This window comes from Amycolatopsis sp. cmx-11-32 (assembly GCF_047608695.1).
Taxonomy (GTDB): domain Bacteria; phylum Actinomycetota; class Actinomycetes; order Mycobacteriales; family Pseudonocardiaceae; genus Amycolatopsis.
In genome coordinates, this window is the sequence record NZ_JADNQN010000003.1 from 44,577 (window position 1) to 64,271 (window position 19,695).

At 68.5% G+C, this 19,695-nt stretch carries 10 protein-coding genes; 1 reads left to right on the forward strand and 9 read right to left on the reverse strand.

The window, feature by feature from the left end:
- Positions 1 to 2: 2 nt before the first annotated feature.
- From ACM6LR_RS09010 to ACM6LR_RS09035, 6 genes are all read right to left on the reverse strand, one after another.
- A complete protein-coding gene (locus tag ACM6LR_RS09010; protein WP_414943556.1) occupies positions 3 to 2,090 on the reverse strand; it encodes an FUSC family protein in 2,088 nt (695 codons plus the stop codon).
- Positions 2,087 to 5,170, reverse strand: coding sequence for a GH92 family glycosyl hydrolase (locus ACM6LR_RS09015; RefSeq protein WP_414943557.1), 3,084 nt, complete (start codon positions 5,168 to 5,170; stop codon positions 2,087 to 2,089). The genes ACM6LR_RS09010 and ACM6LR_RS09015 overlap by 4 nt, the downstream gene beginning before the upstream one ends.
- Before the next feature lie 510 nt (positions 5,171 to 5,680).
- Positions 5,681 to 6,439: an SDR family oxidoreductase gene (locus ACM6LR_RS09020; protein ID WP_414943558.1), complete on the reverse strand. Its 759-nt coding sequence runs from the start codon at positions 6,437 to 6,439 to the stop codon at positions 5,681 to 5,683.
- Between the two features lie 31 nt (positions 6,440 to 6,470).
- On the reverse strand, positions 6,471 to 7,367 hold the full coding sequence (locus tag ACM6LR_RS09025) for an RNA polymerase sigma-70 factor (RefSeq protein WP_414942438.1): 897 nt from the start codon (positions 7,365 to 7,367) through the stop codon (positions 6,471 to 6,473).
- Positions 7,367 to 8,278, reverse strand: a complete 912-nt coding sequence (locus ACM6LR_RS09030; protein WP_414943559.1) for an aminoglycoside phosphotransferase family protein — start codon at positions 8,276 to 8,278, stop codon at positions 7,367 to 7,369. The genes ACM6LR_RS09025 and ACM6LR_RS09030 overlap by 1 nt, the downstream gene beginning before the upstream one ends.
- 837 nt (positions 8,279 to 9,115) lie before the next feature.
- Positions 9,116 to 13,408, reverse strand: a complete 4,293-nt coding sequence (locus ACM6LR_RS09035) for a GH92 family glycosyl hydrolase (RefSeq protein WP_414943560.1) — start codon at positions 13,406 to 13,408, stop codon at positions 9,116 to 9,118.
- Between the two features lie 238 nt (positions 13,409 to 13,646).
- Between ACM6LR_RS09035 and ACM6LR_RS09040 the strand changes: the two genes are divergently transcribed.
- Positions 13,647 to 15,290 (forward strand): tannase/feruloyl esterase family alpha/beta hydrolase, encoded by a 1,644-nt coding sequence (locus ACM6LR_RS09040; RefSeq protein ID WP_414943561.1) that lies wholly within the window; start codon positions 13,647 to 13,649, stop codon positions 15,288 to 15,290.
- 454 nt (positions 15,291 to 15,744) lie between these two features.
- Here the strand turns inward: ACM6LR_RS09040 and ACM6LR_RS09045 are convergent, their stop codons facing one another.
- From ACM6LR_RS09045 to ACM6LR_RS09055, 3 genes are read right to left on the reverse strand one after another with little or no spacing between them, the layout of a single operon-like run.
- Positions 15,745 to 16,407 carry an ABC transporter ATP-binding protein gene (locus ACM6LR_RS09045; RefSeq protein ID WP_414943562.1) on the reverse strand — a complete coding sequence of 221 codons (663 nt, stop codon included), beginning with the start codon at positions 16,405 to 16,407 and terminating at the stop codon, positions 15,745 to 15,747.
- The gene (locus ACM6LR_RS09050) at positions 16,407 to 17,099 is read right to left on the reverse strand and encodes an ABC transporter ATP-binding protein (RefSeq protein ID WP_414943563.1); all 693 of its coding nucleotides are present in this window, start codon (positions 17,097 to 17,099) and stop codon (positions 16,407 to 16,409) included. The genes ACM6LR_RS09045 and ACM6LR_RS09050 overlap by 1 nt, the downstream gene beginning before the upstream one ends.
- Positions 17,092 to 19,668 (reverse strand): ABC transporter permease, encoded by a 2,577-nt coding sequence (locus ACM6LR_RS09055; RefSeq protein WP_414943794.1) that lies wholly within the window; start codon positions 19,666 to 19,668, stop codon positions 17,092 to 17,094. The genes ACM6LR_RS09050 and ACM6LR_RS09055 overlap by 8 nt, the downstream gene beginning before the upstream one ends.
- Positions 19,669 to 19,695: the final 27 nt, after the last annotated feature.

A 19,695-nucleotide genomic window follows, 5' to 3' on the forward strand; every position in this document is an offset into this window, starting at 1 on the left:
CGTCACCCTTTCCCGGACGGCGCCGGATCGGTGGCCTCGACCCCGAACACGCGGCCCAGCGCGATCACCGTCTCGTCGAGATGGCCGAGACTGGTGAGCACCGAACGCGCTCGCGGATCGTCGATCCGGTCCGCCACCGGCGTTCCGTCGTCCCGCACCAGCGTCCCGTGCCCCGAACCGCCGGGATCACCGATCGCCTTCCCCAGCACTGCGATGTTCTCCCGGATCCGCCCGGTGTACAGCAGGAGCCGATCAGACTCGGTCACCAGCAGCCCGGCCTGCGATCGCGCCGCGACATGCCGGGCGCGGAAGGCGATCGTCTCCACCGTCGTGAGCACGTGCCAGCCGTAGTCGCGGCGGCTGCTGAGATTCACCGGATGGGTCAGCGGCTCGATCGTCTTGCGGACCTTGTCCACCGCCCGGTCCAGGTCACGTGACTTCTCGATGACGCTCACGTTCTCCGCGCCGGACAACAGGCCGGCGGCTTTGTCGACGAACTCGTCCAGATCGTCCAGCAGTGCCGCGGCGTCGTCCAGCATCACCGCCCGGGTACGCACCGGCACGATCACCACCGCCGCCAGCACCCCGGCCACCGCGCCGACCGCGGTCTCCGCGACCCGGATCCACAGCACCTCCAGGCTGAACGTCCCCAGCAGGCTGTAGAGCAGGCCGAGCATGCTGGTGACGAAGAACGCCATGATCACCTGCGACACCCGTGCCATGTAGACCATGCCGAACACGCACACCAGGATCAGCGCCAGCGTCGCCGGCACACTGCCCGACACGAGCAGCGTCAGCACGAGCCCGCCCACGATGCCGATCAGCGTGCCGCCGAGCCGCCGGACACCCTTGACGAACGTCGCCCCGGCGGTCGACGAGCCGATGAACACCACGAACACCGTCAGCACCGCCCAGTACCACCGCTGGCTCGACACCAGCTCCCCGCCGAGCACGGCGAGCCCTCCGCCCACCACGGCCTGGATGGCGCTGCGCGTCTGGTTGTCGTAGGCGAACGCCGCGGACTTCTCCTCTTCCGGATCCTCGGGATCGTCGGCGGCATCGGAGACGTCGTGCTCAGCCACCCGCTGCGCACGCACATCGGCCAGCGCGAGCTCGGCGATGGCCCGGCGGACCCCGTCGCCGGGCGCGGCGTGCTCGTCGATCCGGCTGCCTTCCACCAGCATCTTGCTGAACTCTTCGGTCTCGCTGATCAGCGGAAGGTCCCGCGGGTCGCGTTCGATCAGCGACCGGAACCGCCGCATCCGCGCGATCAGATCGTCCCGGACGTCCTCGTCGAGGTCTTCGGCGCAGGTGCGCTGCACGGTGATCGTCAGCCACTGCACGGCGAGTTCGACCTCGATCGCGCGGCGGCGGAGCCGGTTCGCCGATTCCGCGCCGGTGACCTCGGGCGCGGTGTCCTCGATGAGCAGTACCGACTCGTGCATCCGCGAGTTCGTCGTCCGGAGCCGTTTGCGGGTGCGTTCACTGCCGCCGACCGCCAGGTAGTCCTCGGCCGCCCGCACCACCGCGGCGAGCCTCGCCCGGAACGCCCGCCGGATCCGAAGGAACTCCGCGTCCGTATGCCTGCGCAGCAGGACGAACCGCACCACCGCGTTGGCCGCGATCCCGATGGTCAGCGCCAGCAGCAGAACCGGGACCTGCTTCAGCTGCGTCTGCAGGAACATCGCGAAGAAGAACAGGAAGAACGAGATCGACCCCAGCGCGATCCCGCGCGAACCGAACCGCTGCGCGTAGACCGCCACGAAGATCAGCAGGACGAACACGATGCTGTCCAGCGGCGGCGCGGCCGAACCGGCACTCGCCGCGGTGAGCGACGCGGCCCCCAGCACCAGCGCCAGTACCAGCGTCAGCGCCTGCTGGCCCGGTGTGTCGTCGTTGACGGTGAAGGCGGACGTCATCGCGGCGATCGCGGCGACGAGGGTGACCGTGAGCGGCTGGTGGAACGGCAGGATGGCCAGTACCGCGACGACGATGCTGAGTACGGCCGAGAAGCCGAGCCGGAGCCGGACCAGGCCGGGATCGGAGGCGACCAGACGGTCGGTCGTGGCCTGGGTGATGCGCGGGATCATCGGGCGAGCAGCTCTCCTTGGGCGAGGGTGACCCGCCGGGCGGTGGACGAGGTGATGCGAAGACGGTATCTCGCGTGCCTCGACGGCTCCGCGAGGGCGAACGGCCGCGTCTGACGACGCCAGCGGAACGTCTCGCCCTCACGCTGGTCCAGCAGCGCCCAGCGCTCGCCGTCGTCCGAACCCTCCAGCACCCACGAACACGGATCGCCCCGGCGGCTTCCCGAGGTCAGCGTGTACATCACGACATCACGGGAGGTGTCCACGACCGGGAAGTCGATGACCGGCTCACCGCCGGAGAAGGTGACCTCGGTCCTGGTCGTGTCGTCGAACAGGGCACCGGCGCCTGCCGTGATATCCGTGAGCGGGCGCGGATCACGCGGCTCGACGGGGGAGCGGCCCCAGTTCGACGGCTCGCTGCCCATGGCGAACTCCAGCACCGCGCCGTCGGCCAGCGCGGAATGCGGGAGTGTGCTGCTCTCGTGCGGACGTCCGTCGATCGTCAGCCCGTGGACGTACACGGTGTCCTCGGTGTTGCCGGGCGCCTTGACGACCAGGTCCTTCCCGTTCTCCAGGTGGACGGTCGCCTTCGCGAACAACGGCGAGCCGATCGCGTACTCGGGGCTGCCCATGGCCAGCGGGTAGAACCCGAGCGCGCCGAAGACGTACCAGGCGGACATCTCGCCGTTGTCCTCGTCGCCCGGATAGCCCTGGCCGAGGTCGCCGCCGACGTAGAGCCGCCGCAGGACCTCCCGCACGATCCGCTGCGTCTTCGACGGCGCGCCGGCGTAGTCGTAGATGTAGGGAATGTGGTGCGACGGCTGATTGGAATGCCCGTACTGTCCCATCCGGACATCGCGGGCCTCGGTCATCTCGTGGATCAGCCCACCGTAGGAGCCCGGTTTGCGGCCGGTCTCCGGCGTCGCGAAGAACGTGTCCAGTTTGGACTCCAGCGCTTCGGCGCCGCCGTGCAGCGCGGCGAGCCCAGGGCCGTCGTGGGGGACAGAGAAGACGGTGTTCCAGGAGTTCGTCTCGGTGAAATCGCCGCCCCACGCCTCGGGGTCGTACCCCTCGGCGGCGAAGTGACGGCTGCCGTCGCGGTTGCGGCCCTGGAAGAACCCGATCCGGGGATCGAAGTGGTTCACGTACTGCTGTGAGCGCTGCCGGAAATACGCGGCGTCGTCGTGCCGTCCTAGTGCTCCGGCGAGGTTGGCCAGGCCGAAATCGTTGATACAGCCCTCCAGCGCCCATGACAGGCCCTCGTGGACGGACGTCGGCGTGAACCCGAGGAAGATCGACTCGTGCAGGCCCTTCCGGCCGACGCGCTGCCCGGGTGGCGCCACCGTCGCGTTTTTCAGCGCCGCTTCGTAGGCGGCCTCGACGTCGAACCCCCGCACGCCCTTGAGGTAAGCGTCGGCGAAAGCGACGTCGGAGCTGGTGCCGGTCATGAGGTTGGCGTAGCCGGGGGAGGACCAGCGCGAGATCCAGCCGCTCTCGCGGTACTGCTGGACGAACCCGTCGATCATCCGCCCGCACCGGCCCGGGCTGAGCAGGGCGTACGCGGGCCACGTGGTGCGGTAGGTGTCCCAGAAGCCGTTGTTGACGTACATCTCGCCGTCCACGATCTTCGCGCCGGTCCGGGTGCGGGTGCTGGGCCGGAGACGGCGGATGACCGGGCTCGCGTGGCGGACGCCCTTCGGGGTGTCCTCATGCGCGGAGTTCGGGTAGAGGAACAGGCGGTAGAGGTTGGAGTAGAACGTGTCGCGCTGGTCCTCGGTCGCACCCTCGATCTCCACCCGGCCCAGCACCTCCGACCAGGCGTCGCGGGCGCTGTCCCGTACTTGCTCGAAGGTGGTGGTGGCGGGGATCTCCAGGTCGAGGTTCCGTTTCGCCTGCGCGAGGCTGATCAGCGACGTCGCGATCCGCATCGTCACCTCGGGGGCGGCGAACTCCAGGAACCCGGTCACCGAGCGCCACACCGGACGCCGGATCTTCCCGCCGCGTTCGGCCGGGACGTCGAACTCGGCGTGGACGAACATCCGCCGAGCCCCCGCCGACAACCTGCTGCGGACCCACGTGTGCCCCGTGACCAAGCCTTTCGCCGCGTCCAGCCGAAGACCGCCTCGGTTGCGGGCGTTGTCGAACAGCAGCCAGCCCCGATCACCCGGGAAGGTGAACCGCATGATCGCCGCGTGATCCGACGGCGCGATATCGGCGGTGACACCGTTGGCGAACCGGACACCGTAGTGATGCGGCCGGTCGGTCTCGTCGTCGTGGGAGAACGCGAGCGCGCGGCGGGACCGGTCCGCTTCGACCGGACCGGTCCCCGGCATCACCTGGAAGGTGTGCCGGTCGCCCATCCACGGGCTCGGCTGATGCGACAGCGCGAACGCCTGCAGTGCCGGGCGGTTCGCGGCGTCGTTGCGCCGGTGGTAGCTGTAGAGCCAGTTGGTGACACCCGCGTCGGTGACCGGGGTCCAGAAGTTGAAGCCGTGCGGGACGGCCGTCGCGGGGAAGTTGTTGCCCCGCGAGAACTCGTCACTGGAGTGCGTGCCGCGAGTGGTGCGGACGTGGTCGACCGGCTCACGCACCTCGATCGCGCGTTCGGTGATCCGGACGTCGTCCAGCCAGCCCGCGCTTTCGCCGTCCGGTGGCTCGCTGATCAGCACGATCCGGGCGATCCGGCGTCCGGCGAACTCGCCCAGCCTGCGGCGCACCGGATTCCACTGGCCGACGTACAGCGTCTTGTCCAGGCCTTGCTTCCCGGCGCTGAACCCGGCGGACGTCCCGTCGGCGAACTCGACATCCAGCGCCACGAACGTGCTGCGGTAACTGGGGACGGCGCCGATCTCGGCCTCGGGGAAGACCACATAGGACAGTTCGGTGTGGCCGGTGACCTCGACATCCACTTCGAACAGCGTCGCGCGCAGGGAGTTCTCATAGCGGAGAGCGCGCGTGCCGGTGAACCCGACGCCCGGCTTCGCCGTCGGCGACGACCGTGGCCCGGTGCCCACGCGCAAGGCCGGATCCACCGGCTGCGGATCACCCGTTTCGAAAGAGGAGAAGAACCCGGTGATCGTCACCAGGCCACCGTAACTCGCGCGCGTGAGCACGGCTCGGTGTGACCGAACCGTCCAGTGGCTCAGGCACCTACCGGATAGGCGTGCAGTCGATCGCAGGTCCGTGAAGGCCTCCTTGAGGGACTCTGGGTCCCTTAAGGAGGCCTTCACGGACCGCGAACCCGCCTCAGCACCAGCGACAACGACGCGCGTGAGGGCCCCTCCCTAGTGCAGGAAGGCCCCTTCCTTGTGCCTAGCGTCAGGGTCCAGGCACAGGCGAGGTCTTGCAGGTCAGGCGGCTCTTCGTCGCTGTGGGGCTGGCGATGAGGAATGGGGACAAGGAACCCCGGTACACACCCGAGCGGGGAGGAGTTCGGACGTTCAACGTCCCCAAAACCTCCCCACTCGACCCTGGCAGGCACCAAAAATGTCAAACCGGACTACCCCAGCAGCTTCGCGACTTTGCCGGGACCCTGGCGCCTAGCGCAGGGGAGGGGCCTTCCTGTACTTCCGGCAGGCAACCGTCCTTACCACTCACGAGCGGGAGGTGAGGAAGTCCTCGAAGGTGCCCACGCCGGTCGCGTTCTCCGGCGTCAGGTTGCCGCCCGCCCGAAACGCCCGGGACGCTTTGCCCGGCAGCCACAGTGACACGATCGGCTTCCGGCGCCCCACCGATCGCTGGTAGGCCTCCGCCAGGTCACGGGCGGTCCGGACCTCGGGGCCGCCCATATCCGGCACCCGCCCCGAGGGCTCGCCGGACGCCAACGCGACCAGCCGGTCCGCCACATCGCCGGTGCTGACCGGCTGGAACCGGAATCCGGACGGCATGAACGTCACCGGCAGCCGCCGCTGCGCCGCCGACGCCCGCGTGACGAGATCGTGGAACTGTGTCGCGCGCAGCACCGTCCACGGCAGACCGGACTCCTCGATCACTTTCTCCGAGGCCAGCTTCTCCTTGTAGTAGAAGAACCGGATCACGTCGATGCCGACGATCGAGATGTACACCAGATGCGGGCTGCCCGCCCGCCGCGCCGCCTCGGCCAGATTCCGCGTCACCTGCTCGTCCCCGCGGCCCAGTGTCGACGCGCAATGGATGATCACCGACACATCGGCGATTGCCTCGGCGAGCCCGGTGCCGGTCCGCAGATCGCACCGCGCCCACTCGCCGGGCTCGTCCGACGGGCGCGGCCGCCTGCTCATGATCCGGACCGGCAGGTCGCCGGCCCGCAGTCGCCGCACCACCTCCCGGCCCAGATCGCCGGTACCGCCGGTCACCAGAATCGGTTTCGTCACCTTGGTCCTCCGTTCACGAGAGTTTTCACCCTCAAGGACCGGACGGCGACCCGGAACGTGACAGCTGCCGCGAGACGAACGCGAGTTTGTCCGGATTCGCGACCGCGCAAAGCCCGGCGATCCGGCCGTCCACGACCTCGAACCCGAGGATGCCGTACAGCGCGCCACCGTCCGTCGCGATCACCGCGGGACCACCGTTGACCTCGCCGATCTCGATCGATACCCCCGTGGCACCGGCGAACATCCCGGCGTACAGGCGCGCGACCCTCGCGGCGCCGTGCACCGGTCGCCGCGCCGCGGTGACCTTCCCGCCACCGTCCGACCACGCCGTGACGTCCGCGGTGAGCAGGCTCTCCAGTGCGGGCAAGTCACCGTCCCGTGCGGCCGACAGGAAGCGTTCGACTAGCTTCTCCAGATGCGACGGGTTCGAAACCCGTCGCTCGTCCGATCGGTCCAGCGCCCGCCGGGCCCGGCTGTGCACCTGGCGCGAGTTGACCTCGGAGAGGTCGAGGATCGCGGCGATCTCACGATGGCTGTAGGCGAAGGCCTCTTTCAGCACGAACACCGCCCGCTCGACCGGGCTGAGTTGTTCCAGCAGCATCAGCATCGCCAACGACACCGAATCCCGCTGCTCCGCGGTCTCCAGCGGACCGAGTATCTCGTCCGAGGTCAAGACCGGTTCGGGCAGCCACGGTCCGACATAGCGCTCTCGCCGCGCCCTGGCCGAGGTCAGCCGGTTCAGGCACAGATTGGTGACCACCTTCGCCAGCCACGCCCGCGGTGACTCGATCGACTCGCGTTCGGCGCCCGCCCACTTCAGGTAGGCGTCCTGGACGGCGTCTTCCGCCTCCGCCGCCGAACCGAGGAGACGGTACGCGAGCCCGAACATCGAGGGCCTCAGCTGCTCGAATTCCGTGACGCGATCCATCAGGCCTCGCGGCGGAAATCGTCGAGGAGCTCCTCCAACCGGAGCAGCTCCGCCTCGGTCACGTCGTCGGGAGAGGGGAGCACGGCTGAGAGTCCCCACGCACGGCCTCGGGCCCACGTCGCGTCGTCGACTCCGAGCAAGGTGCGGAAGGTGTCCCGCGCCGGTCCGGACAGAAAGGACCACGCGGTGATCAGGTCGGTGGCGGGATCTCCGACGGCGACCGTGCCGAAGTCGATGACCGCGCTCACCCGGCCGTCCCGCGACAGCAGGTTCCCCGCCGCCGGATCGCCGTGGATCCACACCGGACGCCCGTGCCACGCGGGCGCGGCGAGTGCGGCATCGAAGACGGCCGTCGCCGTCGCGGTGTCCACGAGCCCTTCGAGGGCCGCGATCTTCGGACGCAGGCGGCTCTCCACGATCGCCGAGTCGCGTTCGTCGCCGACCGGGACACCGCGGAAGCCGTTGCTCCACTCCGGTTCCGGCCCGCCCGTCGGGTCGATCTCCCGCAAGGCCGCTAGAAACTCTGCCAGGTCCGTCGCCGCCTCGACCTCGTCCCGCAGGTTCTCCGGGCGGGCGACGTCGCCGTCGATCCAGGCGTACACCGACCACGGGAACGGATACCCCTCGCAGGGTTCACCCTTCGCCAGCGGGACCGGGACAGGCAGCGGGAGCCGCGGCGCGAGGAACGGAAGCCATCGTTGCTCGCGCGCCACCTGGCCCACCCAACGCGAGTACCTCGGCAGGCGGACACTCATCGTGTCGCCGAGCCGGAAGGTCATGTTGTCCATCCCGGGCTTGGCGACCGGCTTCACCGGCAGGTCCGCCCACTCCGGGAACTGTGCCGCCAGCAGACGGCCTACCAGCGCCTCGTCGATCTTCAGGTCGCTCCCGGATCGATCCCCATCGGACACGATCTCCCCCTACGAATCCACCACAGTCCATTGTGGACACCGTCGTGTCGGTATACCGCTCACCGGGATGGGCGTACTTGATCGGCGCCGACGTCCACTGTGACTGTATCGGTACGACCGGACAGGGCCTGCTCGCCGCAGCCCACGACGGCCGGGTGCGGCGGTGCGGGGTGCCCTGCCTCACTTACTGGGGAAGGTGTGCAGGTCGAGTTTCCTGCTCTCAGGGTCAGGGTCGGCAAAGTCGAGATCTTGCAGGTCAGGCGGCTCTTCGTCGCGGGGTCACACCGGTTGCGGAGCTTGATCACCAGAGGTTCAGGGACAGGCTTTCCCCGCGGCTTCCGGCACACGCCCGAGCGGGGAAGATTTCGGACGGTCAACGTCCCAAATCCTCCCCACTCGACCCTTGCGGGCACTAGCGACGCCATGCCCGGTATCACCAACAGCAGCGCAGACCAGCTCCGTGACTTCGCCGGGACCCTGACTCTCAGGCAGGGAAGAGGGCCTTCACGCGCCGCCGCTGTAACTGGTGGTGCTACCGCGACCGGGGTGAGGTTCCGGCGCGAGGTGAGGGGAACCTTGAGGGACTCTGGGTCCCTCAAGGAGTCCTTCACGGACCTGCGACCGCCCGAGATGCAGCCGGCGAGGTCACCACCGGGATCGGCGTCGCGCTGACAGCGGCTCAGCAGGCGGCCGACTTCCAGAAAGCGATCACCTACGCCGGTCTCGCCCTGTTGTCCGCGGTCCGCGTGGGATTCGGCATCCTCCGCAGCCGTCGTCCCGTATAGACGTGAAGGCCCCCTTCGCGAGGAAGGGGGCCTTCACGCACTTATCGGAGAACTACAGCTTCGCGCACTGCCCGACGGACGGGCCGCGGACGGTGTTCCGCAGGTCGTAGTCCGTCGGAGCGGGGGAGTTGGCCGCGCACGCCAGCGGGCCGCCGATCGTGCTGGCAGTCAGCACCGGCCCCTTGTTGCCCGTCAACGCCACCGGTCCGCCGATCTCGGTCAGTTCGATCGACACCGGCCCGGCCGCCCCGGTGATCGCCACCGGACCGTTCACCTTCGTCCGGTCGAGCACGATCTGCGCCGCGCCCGTCGCCGTCAGCGGCCCGGAAATCGACCCGCCGTGCACGATCAGGCTCGCGCCCGCCGCCACCGACACCGGACCGGACACCGTCGCACCGTCCAAACAGGTCACGCCGTCCCGAACGGACAGCGGGCCCTTCCGCTCGCCGGTGACGGTCTGCGTGCACGCCGCGTCGGGCTTGCCCAGCACCTCGAACTCCGAGAGCGACGCCTCCCCGCCCGTGGTCGCGGTGACCTCGAGCCGGTAGTAGGCGTAGTGCGCCGGGTTCGCGATCTTGAACGCCTTGGTCTGCTGCCGCCACGGGAACTTCTGGTCGGTCCGCTGATCCGCGACCGCCCACGTCTTCCCGTCGTAGGAGCCCTTCAGCACCCAGCTCTTCGCGTCGCCCGTGCCCTTGCCGGAAGTCAGCGTGTAGAACGAACCCGCTTCCTTCGTCGAGGGCACCTGGTACTGGATCGGCGCCTTGACCTTCGCCTCGGTCCGCGACGTGTTGTCGAAGAACGCCGCGTCCCCGCCGGAGACCGGCCTGGTCAGGTCGTGCACGGGAGTCGGCGCCGCGTCGCCCTTGGTGATCGACTTCGGCGCGTCGTCCGGGCCGGTACCCCACGAAGACGGATTCGGGCCCATGTCGAAGTCGAGTGTCCCGCCGTCGGCGATCGCCGAATGCGCAAGCGACGTCGAGGTTTGCGCCTTGCCGTTCACCTTCAGGCCCTGGACGTAGACGTTCTTCGCGCTGTTCTTCGGCGCGTTGACCACGATCTTCTTGCCACCGGGCAGGTTCACGGTCGCCTTGGTGAACAGCGGCGAGCCGATCGCGTAGTCCGAACTACCGACCTGCAACGGATAGAAGCCCAGCATGCCGAACAACCACCACGCCGACTGCTCGCCGTTGTCCTCGTCACCGCCGTAGCCCTGTCCGAGCTCACTGCCGACGTACAACCTGGCCAGCGCCTCGCGGACCTTCGCCTGCGTCTTCGACGGCTGACCCGCGTAGTCGTACATGTAAAGCGTGTGATGCGCGGCCTGGTTGGAATGCGCGTACATGCCCATCCGGACGTCCCGAGCCTCGGTCATCTCATGGATGATCCCGCCGTAGCTGCCGTACTTCAGGCCGGTCTCCGGCGTGGCGAAGAATTCGTCCAATTTGGACGCCAGCCCCGCCTTGCCCCCATAAAGGTTCGCCAGGCCCTTGCCGTCCTGCGGAACCGAGAACCGCATGCCGTACGCGTTGGTCTCGGTGTAGTCGATACCCCACACCTCGGGATCGAAGTCCGCCTTGCTCCGGGTGAACTCGCCCGCCGCGTCACGGCCCTGGAAGAAACCGACACTCGGGTCGAACACGTTCACGTACTGCGTGGCCCGTTCGGTGAAGTACCCGTAGTTGTCCAGGTACTCCTGCTTGCGCGGGTCGCTCGCCGGAGCCTCGTCGTAGAGCTTCTTCGACATGTTCGCGATGGCGTTGTCGTTGACGTAGCCCTCGATCGCCCAGGAGAACCCGTGGTCCGCGGTGTTCGGCGCGTACCCGAGGAACGTGCCCTCGTCGATGCCCTTCCGCCCGACCGCGCCGTTGGGTGGGGTCACCGTGGCGTTCTTGATCGCGGAGTCATAGGCCGACTGGACGTCGAATCCCTTGACACCCTTGAGATAGGCGTCCGCGAACGCGGCGTCCGAACTGGTGCCGGTCATCAGATCCGCGTAACCGGGGGAGGACCAGCGCGAGATCCAGCCGCCGTCGCGGTACTGCTGCACGAACCCGTCGACCAGCTTCCCGGTCGTGTCCGGGCTGAGCAGCGAATACGCCGACCAGACCGTCCGATAGGTGTCCCAGAACCCGTTGTTGACGTAAAACTCGCCGTCGACCAGTTTCGCGCCGGTCTGCGTCGGGGTGTCCTGTCCCGTCTTCGGCGACACCGGGCTCGCGTACTTCTTCACCGGCTTCTCAGCCGTGCCGACGTTCTCGAAGCCCGAGTTCGGGTACAGGAAGAGCCGGTACAGGTTGGAGTACAGCGTGATCAGCTGATCCTTCGACGCGCCCTCGACCTCGACGATCTTGAGCTTCTCGTCCCACGCCTTCTGCGCGGATTCGCTCACCGATTCGAGGGTCGCGTCCGGGGCGAGTTCCTGCGCCAGGTTCTTCTTCGCCTGCTCGACGCTGATCAGCGAGGTCGCTATCCGCATGTTCACCGTCTTGTCGGCGCCCGCGTCGAACTTGAGGTAGCCGAGGACGTTGTCCCGTTTCTGGTCGCCGGAACCGGTCGACAGCTTCGAACCGGCGGTCACCGGCTTGTCGAAGGTCGCGTAGACGAACATCCGCGACGCGCCCGCGGACAGTCCGCTCTTCACGTCGCTGTACCCGGTGATGGCCCGGCCCGCGGGGTCGAGGGTGAGCCCGCCGTTGTTGTTGACGTTGTCGAAGATCAGGTTCGAGTCCGCGCCGGGGAACTTGAACCGGTACAGCGCCGCGTGATCGGTCGGCGCGACCTCCGTCTTGATGCCGTTCTCGAAGTCGACGCCGTAGTAGTGCGCCCGCGCCGTCTCGTTGGAATGTTTGAACGGCAGCTTCCGCGCCTCACGATCCGGGTTCGGCACGCCGGTGGCGGTCGAGGGCAGGAACTGGAAGGTCTGCCGGTCGGCCATCCACGGGCTCGGCGCGTGACTCGCGGAGAACGCCTGCAGCGCCGGGAGGTTCTGCTCGTTGTTGCGCGAGTGGTAGGAGTACATCCAGCTCAACGTGCCCGCGTCGGTTGTTGGGATCCAGAAGTTGAACCCGTGCGGAACCGCGGTCGCGGGCATGTTGTTGCCACGCGAGAACGACCCGTTCGACAGCGAACCGCGCGTGGTCAGCACGTTGTCGGACGGGCGCAGGCTCGCCGGCGGTGTCGGAGTCGCGGAGACCTTGATGTCGTCGAGCCAGCCCTGCAGTGAACCGGGGCCGTTCGCGTTGTCGTAGCCGACCAGGATCCGGTCGACCGTCTTGCCCTTCGCGACCAGGCCGATCTGCGAGCGCACCAGGTTCCACTGGTTGGTGTAGAGCACCTTGCTCGCGCCCTGGCCCTGCGGGGAGAGTCCGAAACCGTACTGGTCGACAGCGCCGAGCTGGCTCAGGTACGTGCCGTCGGTGAACGCCAGGTCCACCGCGACGTTGGTGCTCGGGTACTTCAGGTCACCGCGGATGAACTCCGGCTGCACCTTGTAGGAAAGCTCCGAGGTCGCCGCCACCGGGATGTCGACGTCGAAGATCTTGTTGTAAGACCAGCCGTGCCCCTGCGCCTTGTGGCTGCCGGAGTAGCGGAACGCGCGTGTGCCGGTGAAGCCGACGCGGTTCTTGTTGGTGTAGCCACCGGTCGGGCCGCTGTCGGCGAAGCTGCGCATGTTCGGCAGGGCAGGCGGGGCCGGGTCCTCGTTGGCCAGCAGCAGCTCCGAGAGCTGCATGATGTCGCCGCCGTTGTTCTTGATGATGGTGAGCCGGAAGAACTTGTAGGCCGCGCTCGCCGCGGGAAGCCGGTACTGCTTGGACTGGAACCGGCCGGAGAACTTCTGCCCGGTCTGCTTGTCCAGATCGGTCCAGGACTGACCGTCGGCGGAGCCTTGCAGCGTCCAGTCCTGCGGGTCGCGGTTGTCGAAGTCGTTCGCCGAGGACAGCGCGTACCGCGTGATCGACGTCGGCTCCGACAGCGCGACCTGCGCCCAGCCGGTCGGGGTCCAGGCGAGCCACTTGGTGTCGGTCGAGCCGTCGACCAGGTTCGACACCCCCTCGTTCGGGGTGTTCTCGCTGTTGGCCGACGTCTCGGTGACCTTGCCGCGGATGTCACCGGGGATGGTGGTGGCGTTCGCGCCGTCGACGCCGAACGCCTTCGGCTTGCCGGACGGGTCGACGTCGACGGTGTCGCTCCACGTCGGCTGCGGTTCGCCTTCCTCGAACGAGGAGTAGAAGTCCGGGGGAGCGTCTTCGGCCGCGGCGGTGGCCGGGAGGGCTGCCAGCCCGGACGCCACGACCGTGGCACTCAGGAGGCTGCAGACCAGTGGTCTGACGCTTCGGGGCATCGTTGCACCAATGCTTTCTCGCGGGGGCATGCTGTGCGCCGCGCGGGCGGGGACCGGTGGCGCCAAGAGAGAAGAACTCGCGTGTGACATCGACGTCAAGACACCCGGACAAACCTGACTCGAACTGGACAAGCCGGATGCCCGCTTCTCTACCCTGAAATGGGGTGGACAACCTCCAGGGGCCGGGCCAGGGTGCATGGAGCAATGTCAAGCTGATCCGGGAAACTGGGGTGGGGAAATGCGGCGGTTGTCCATGCTCGGCGTGGCAGCGCTCATCACGGCAGGCTCGATACTCACGGTACCGGCGGCCACCGCCGGCGAAACGACTTTCCGCCCGGTGCGCACCTGCGCCGATCTGGTGCGGACCTACGACGTCTCCGGGGCGGTCACCCACGTCGAAACGGCGACCGTGGTGCCCGCGACGGCGACCGAACCGGAGAACTGCGACGTCCGCGGCTACGTCGAACCGGCGGTGCAGTTCCAACTGCGGCTGCCGACCAAGACGTACGCGGGCCGCTATCTGCAGTTCGGCTGCGGCGGTTTCTGCGGCGCCGTCGCCACCCCGCCGTTCGCCGACTGCGGACTGCCGCACGGCGGCGACGTCGCGGTCGCGGCCACCGACGACGGTCACGTAGGCAAGACCCCGCTCGTCTTCGACGACGGCAAGTGGGCCGAGAACAACCAGGCCGCGCGCGACGACTTCGCCTTCCGCGCGCCACACGTCGTGTCGAAGGCGTCCAAACGCCTCATCACGGCGTTCTACGGCACTCCGCCCACGAAGTCCTACTTCAGCGGCTGCTCCGACGGCGGCCGCGAAGCACTCCTGCTGGCTCAGCGCTACCCGCACGACTTCGACGGCATCATCGCCGGCGCGCCCGCCGGATACTGGGGACCGCTCCTCGGCGTCTACCAGACCTGGCTCGCCAAGGTGAACACCGGCGCCGACGGCAAACCGATCCTGACCGCGGAGAAGCTCCCGGCGTTGCATGCCGCCGCGGTGTCCTCTTGCGACCGGTCCGACGGGCTCACCGACGGCGCCATCGACGACCCGCGCACCTGCCGCTTCGACCCGGCCACGATCATCTGCCCGCCGGGCACCGACAACGCCGGCTGCCTCACCGCGGCACAGGTCGAGGCCACCAAGAAGATCTACGCGGCGCCGACCGACGAACGCGGCCGCAAGCTCTACCCCGGCGGCCAGACCGTCGGCTCCGAACTGTCCTGGTACGGCTGGACCGTCGCGGCGCCGGAATACGGCGGCATCCCGGTCGCGTTCGGGCTCGCCGACAACTACCTGAAGTACATGGCGTACCCGATCAAGACACCGCATTCGTCGGTCGAGGAGTTCGCCTTCACCGCCCGAGATTTCAACCGGCTCACCCCGGAAGGCGTCCGCTACAACGCGATGTCGCCGGATCTCCGTGAATTCCGGCGCTCCGGCGGCAAACTCGTGATCTGGCACGGCTGGGCGGACCAGGCGATCCCCGCGGCGGGCACCGTCGACTACTACCAGCGGCTCACCCGCGCCAACGGCGGCCTCGCCGCGACGCAGAACTGGGCCCGGCTGTTCATGGTGCCCGGGCTCTACCACTGCGCGACCGGCGACAAACTGACCGAGTACGACCCGCTGAAGGAACTGGTTTCCTGGGTCGAACGCGGCACCGCGCCGGACCGGACGATCGCCACCGGCCGTGACGCCGACGGCAAGGTCTTCCGCACGCGGCCGGTGTTCCCGTACCCGCTGCAGGCCAAGTACGACGGCACCGGAAGCGTCGACGACGCCTCGAACTTCGTACCTGTTCCGCCTTCGCGGCCTTCGCAGGACATCGTGAACTGGGCCGGGAACGACCTGTACAGGAAGGCCGGCCCGGTCGCTCCCTGACACGCGGTTCCAGGTGAGCAACGTCAGTACGTGAAGGCCCCTTCATTGCGTCTAGCGCAAGGGGCCCGGCAAAGTTGCAGAGCTGCTGGTCAGCGCTGCTGTTGGTAATCCGGCTCAACATCGCTAGTGTCGCGTGATCGTGCTTGCTTGATGTTGGGTTTCGTTCGTCGGACGGCGATCTCGCGTGATCAGACGGCGGTCACGCGTGATTGGACGGCGATCTCCGGAGATCGCCGTCTGATCACGGGTAAGACCTGCAGGATCACGCGACACTAGTGACTGCGATTGCCGGGGTTCTTGAGGGAGGCATGTCCCTCAAGAACCCCTGTTGATCAAACTCCGCAACCGGTTGTGACCGCGACGAAGAGCCGCCTGACCTACAGAACCTCGACCTTGCCGGGCCCTTGCGTCTAGCGCGATGAAGGGGGCCTTCACGTACTTGAGCAGATGTCGCCTAAGAAAGAACGCCGTCCAGTAGCCGGACCCGCCGGTCCGCGATCCGGTGCACGTCGTCGTCGTGCGTCGCCACGATGACCGCGGCACCCTCCTCCGCGCAGCGCCGCAGCACCCGCAGCACCCGCGGCGTGCTCCCGGCGTCCAGGTGCGCTGTCGGCTCGTCGGTGAGCAGGACCCGAGGCCGCCCGCTGACCGCCCTGGCGAGCGCGACCCGCTGCTGCTGCCCGAACGAGACCTCGAGCGGATAGCGGTCGCCGAGGTCACCGATCCCGAGTTCCTCCAGCAGCTCCGCGACCCGCGCGTGGATGTCCTTCGCACGGGGCTTGGGGATGTCGGACCGGAGTCGCAGGGGCAACGCCACATTCTCCGCGATCGTCAGTTCGTTCGCGAGGCCGAGTGCCTGGGGCAGGACGGCGCAGGTGTGCCATGGCGGCGCGCCCGCTATCGGGATGCCGTCCAACAGGACACTGCCGGAATCCGGCGAGTCGAAGCCGCACAGCAGGGCCAGCAGCGCGCTTTTGCCGGAACCGGATCGGCCGGAGACGGTGACCAGTTCACCCGCGGCCACACGCAGTTCGAGCCCGCGCAGGACTTCGACGTCCCCGTTGGGATGGGGGAACCGGCGGCGCAACCCGACGGCCTCGAGGGCGGGTTCCGCCATTACGGCACGACCTCCCGTTCTTCGATGCTTTCGAGGCTGCCTTTGTGCATCCGCGCGACGCGGCTGCCGAGTTCGATGAGGCGGTCGTCGTGCGAGGCGACGATGACGGCGAAATCCTGATCCGCCAGGTATTTCAGCGTGCCGAGCACCAGGTCGGCCGACCCTTCGTCCAATTGGGACGTCGGCTCGTCGGCGAGGACGACGGTCGAGCGGCGCGCGAGGGTGCAGCCGAACGCGAGCCGTTGCTGCTGCCCGCCCGACAGCGCGGAGATCCGCCAGCCACCGGTCCCGCCCAGCCCCAGCTGATCGAGGATGTCGTCCGCCAGGCATTCCGTCCCCGCCGACTCCGCCGCCGCGCGGAGATTGTCGGCGACGCTCAGGTACGCGAGCAGGTTGTCGGTCGGGTTCTGGAACACCAGACCGAGGTGGTTTCGCCGCAACACCCGTCGCTCGCGATGCCGCAGCTTGCCGGTTTCGGTTCCCTGGAAGGAAATCGTGCCCCGCACGGGCTGCTCGAACAGGCCGAGCGTCCGCAGCAGGGTGGACTTGCCGGAACCGGACGGCCCGGCCAGCACGGTGATCCCGCGTGCGGGAATGTCGATGGTGACGTCGTCGACACCGGTGACGGTGCCCGCCGGCGTCGGGTAGTCGACGCCGATACCGTCGAGCCGGAAAATCGGTTTCTCAGGCACGGATCAGCTCCGCGGTCCGGGCGGTGCGCACCGAGCGCATCGCGATCCAGCCTGCCAGCGCCACGACGAGCACGCCGACGGCCAGCACGGTCAGGGCGAACGGGGTCGGGTTCGGCAGCGCCGACCTCGGCGCGAGGAAGGTCGCCGGATCGAAGCGCGGCACCGAAAGGCCCGCGACCGAGATCCCGCAGGCGACACCGATGACCACGGCGAGTCCGCTGAGCGTGCCCAGTTCCATCAGGTGGCTCGCGAGCAGGGCACGCGGCCGCATCCCCATCCGCAGGACCAGAGCCCCGGCCAGTGCGTTCTGGCGACGGCGGACCTCGACCGCGACCAGCAGCGACAGCACCGCCACCGCACCGAGTACCGCTCCGAGCAGGGCCATGAACGAGAACGTCCAGGACACGAGGTAGAACGGGAGCGCGTCGAGGGCGGACTCACGGGTGACGCGGTTGACCGCGGTGGCCACCCCCACAGAGGTCAGCGCCTCGGTCACCTGCGTCAGCGGGGCGCTGGACAGCACACTCCACTTGGGCACGACGCGCAGTTGCGCGGGGCTGAGCGACTCTCGGGAGATCACGTACCCGGCCTTGGTGCCGATGATCGGGAACATCGGCGTTTCGCCGATCGTCCTGGCGTCCGCGAGACCGGCGCCCAGCGTGGGTTTCTGGGCGGGGTCGTTCCCGACCCGGATCGCCGGGACACCGGTGCCGGAACTCGACAACTGTCCCAGGAGCCGGTCGACCTCGGCGCCGTCGAGCGGGCCGAGTGTGGCGGCGTGCCGGAAGGTCCGCGGATCCACGACCAGCACGACACTGCCGGTACCGGTCAGCTCGCCGACGATCGTGGTGTTGCCGCCGAGCTGGGGCGGCAGCTGGACCTTGCCGGTGCCGATGACGCTTTCGGTGTCGACCCTGGTCTCGGCGCCGACGAAGATCGCCGACTTCGTGTGCAGCGCCTCCTCTTGTCCGCGCGCGATCCCGATGCCGGTCGCCAGGGTGCCGACGGCCAACGTGCCGATCACGAGTACGCCGGTGACCGGCGCGCGGGCGCTGGCCAGCCGCCGGATCGCCATTTGCAGCGCGGGCCGTGACCACAGCCGCGCGCGATGCGACGCGTGCAGGGCGAGCCAGCCCAGACGCGCGGCGAGCAGGCCGACGGTGAGCACGACGAACACCGGATAGGTGAGGGCGATCGGGTCGACCTGGGGGAGCGGATTGCCGATCCTGGACCCCTTGCCGTAGTCGACGAGCCGGTTCCAGCCGAGCAGTGCCACTCCGGCGGTGGCCAGTTCCCACGGGAAGATCGCCAAGAGCTTCACGCCCTTGGCTCGGCCGGACCGGACCCGGCCGAGTTCGAACTCCCGATGTGTGCGGACGGCGATCACGCCTGCCAGCAGGGCGAGCGAAACGAGCAGGATCGCGGCCGCGGCGAGAGACCCTTGCAGCAGTGCCCCGTCGTCCAGTTCACCCGGTGGTCCGTAGACCCCGAGCAACAGGCGCGCAAGTACCGCGCCCGCCGCGCCACCGACGACGATGGGCAGTCCGAGTTCGGCGACCGCGAGCGACCCGAGCGCCCCCGGCGCGCTGCCGCGGGCGGACAGCAGCCTCAGCTGCGGGTGCCGTCGTTGATACCACTGCAACGCGACAGTGCCGATACCGGCGCAGCCGACCAAAATGCTGATGGCCGCGAGCGGCAGGATCGAGATCAGGACGTTCGACTCCGCCTGGTTGCTGATCGCCACCGAGCGCTCGAACGGCTCCGACCCGATGATCGCGTCACCGAGGCCGTGGCTGCCCAGATCCGCCTTGACGTCGGCGATGAGCGCCTTCGAACGTTCCAGCAGGTCCTCGGCCTCGCTCACGGTCTTGGGAGGAGCCTCGTAGAACGACATGTGCAGGGTGGCGATCGCCGGGATGCCCGAGGCGCGGACCGCGTCGTCGAACGTCTTCCCGTCGGGGGCGAACATGACCGAGTCGAGCGGGTCGTTGGCGAGCCTGCTCACGACGGCGTTCCGCTGCTGGGAGCACCACCAGCGAGGTGCCGGGTCGGCGAGGTCGCGGTACAGCCCGGTCACCGGAGGGAGCGGCGTGCCATTGATGCTCGGCGTGACCCCGGTTTTGATCCCTTCGGCCTTGGCCACGACGGTGCCGAGCAAGAGCCCGGCGCCCACTGATCCGTCCGCCAGCTCGAGGTGGCCGGGAACCCCCTGGTCCCGGTGGGCGATGGTGACCTTGTAATTGGGGTCGCCGTTGAACTCGGTGCCGAAGAGGTACGGCGTGTAGCGGGAGGTGACCGGCGTGCCGAAACCGTGCGCCGGAGCATGACGGCGGACGGAGTCGGCGACCTGCGGAGCGACCGCGACGGGGACGTTGTCCTTGCTGAACACGGGCCCGTAGTAATCCGGGCACGCGAGACCGGACTGGTACGCGACGGCCGCGCCCCCCGCGGCCGAAGCCTGCAGGATGGCGGCGGTACCGAGGAAACAGGCCAGCAACGCGGTCACCGCCGCGATGATCAAGGTCAGCGGGCTGCTCAAAGCCGCCCGCGGAGCCGCTCGCCACGGCATCGTCACCCTGGGCCCGCCGGTAGCCCC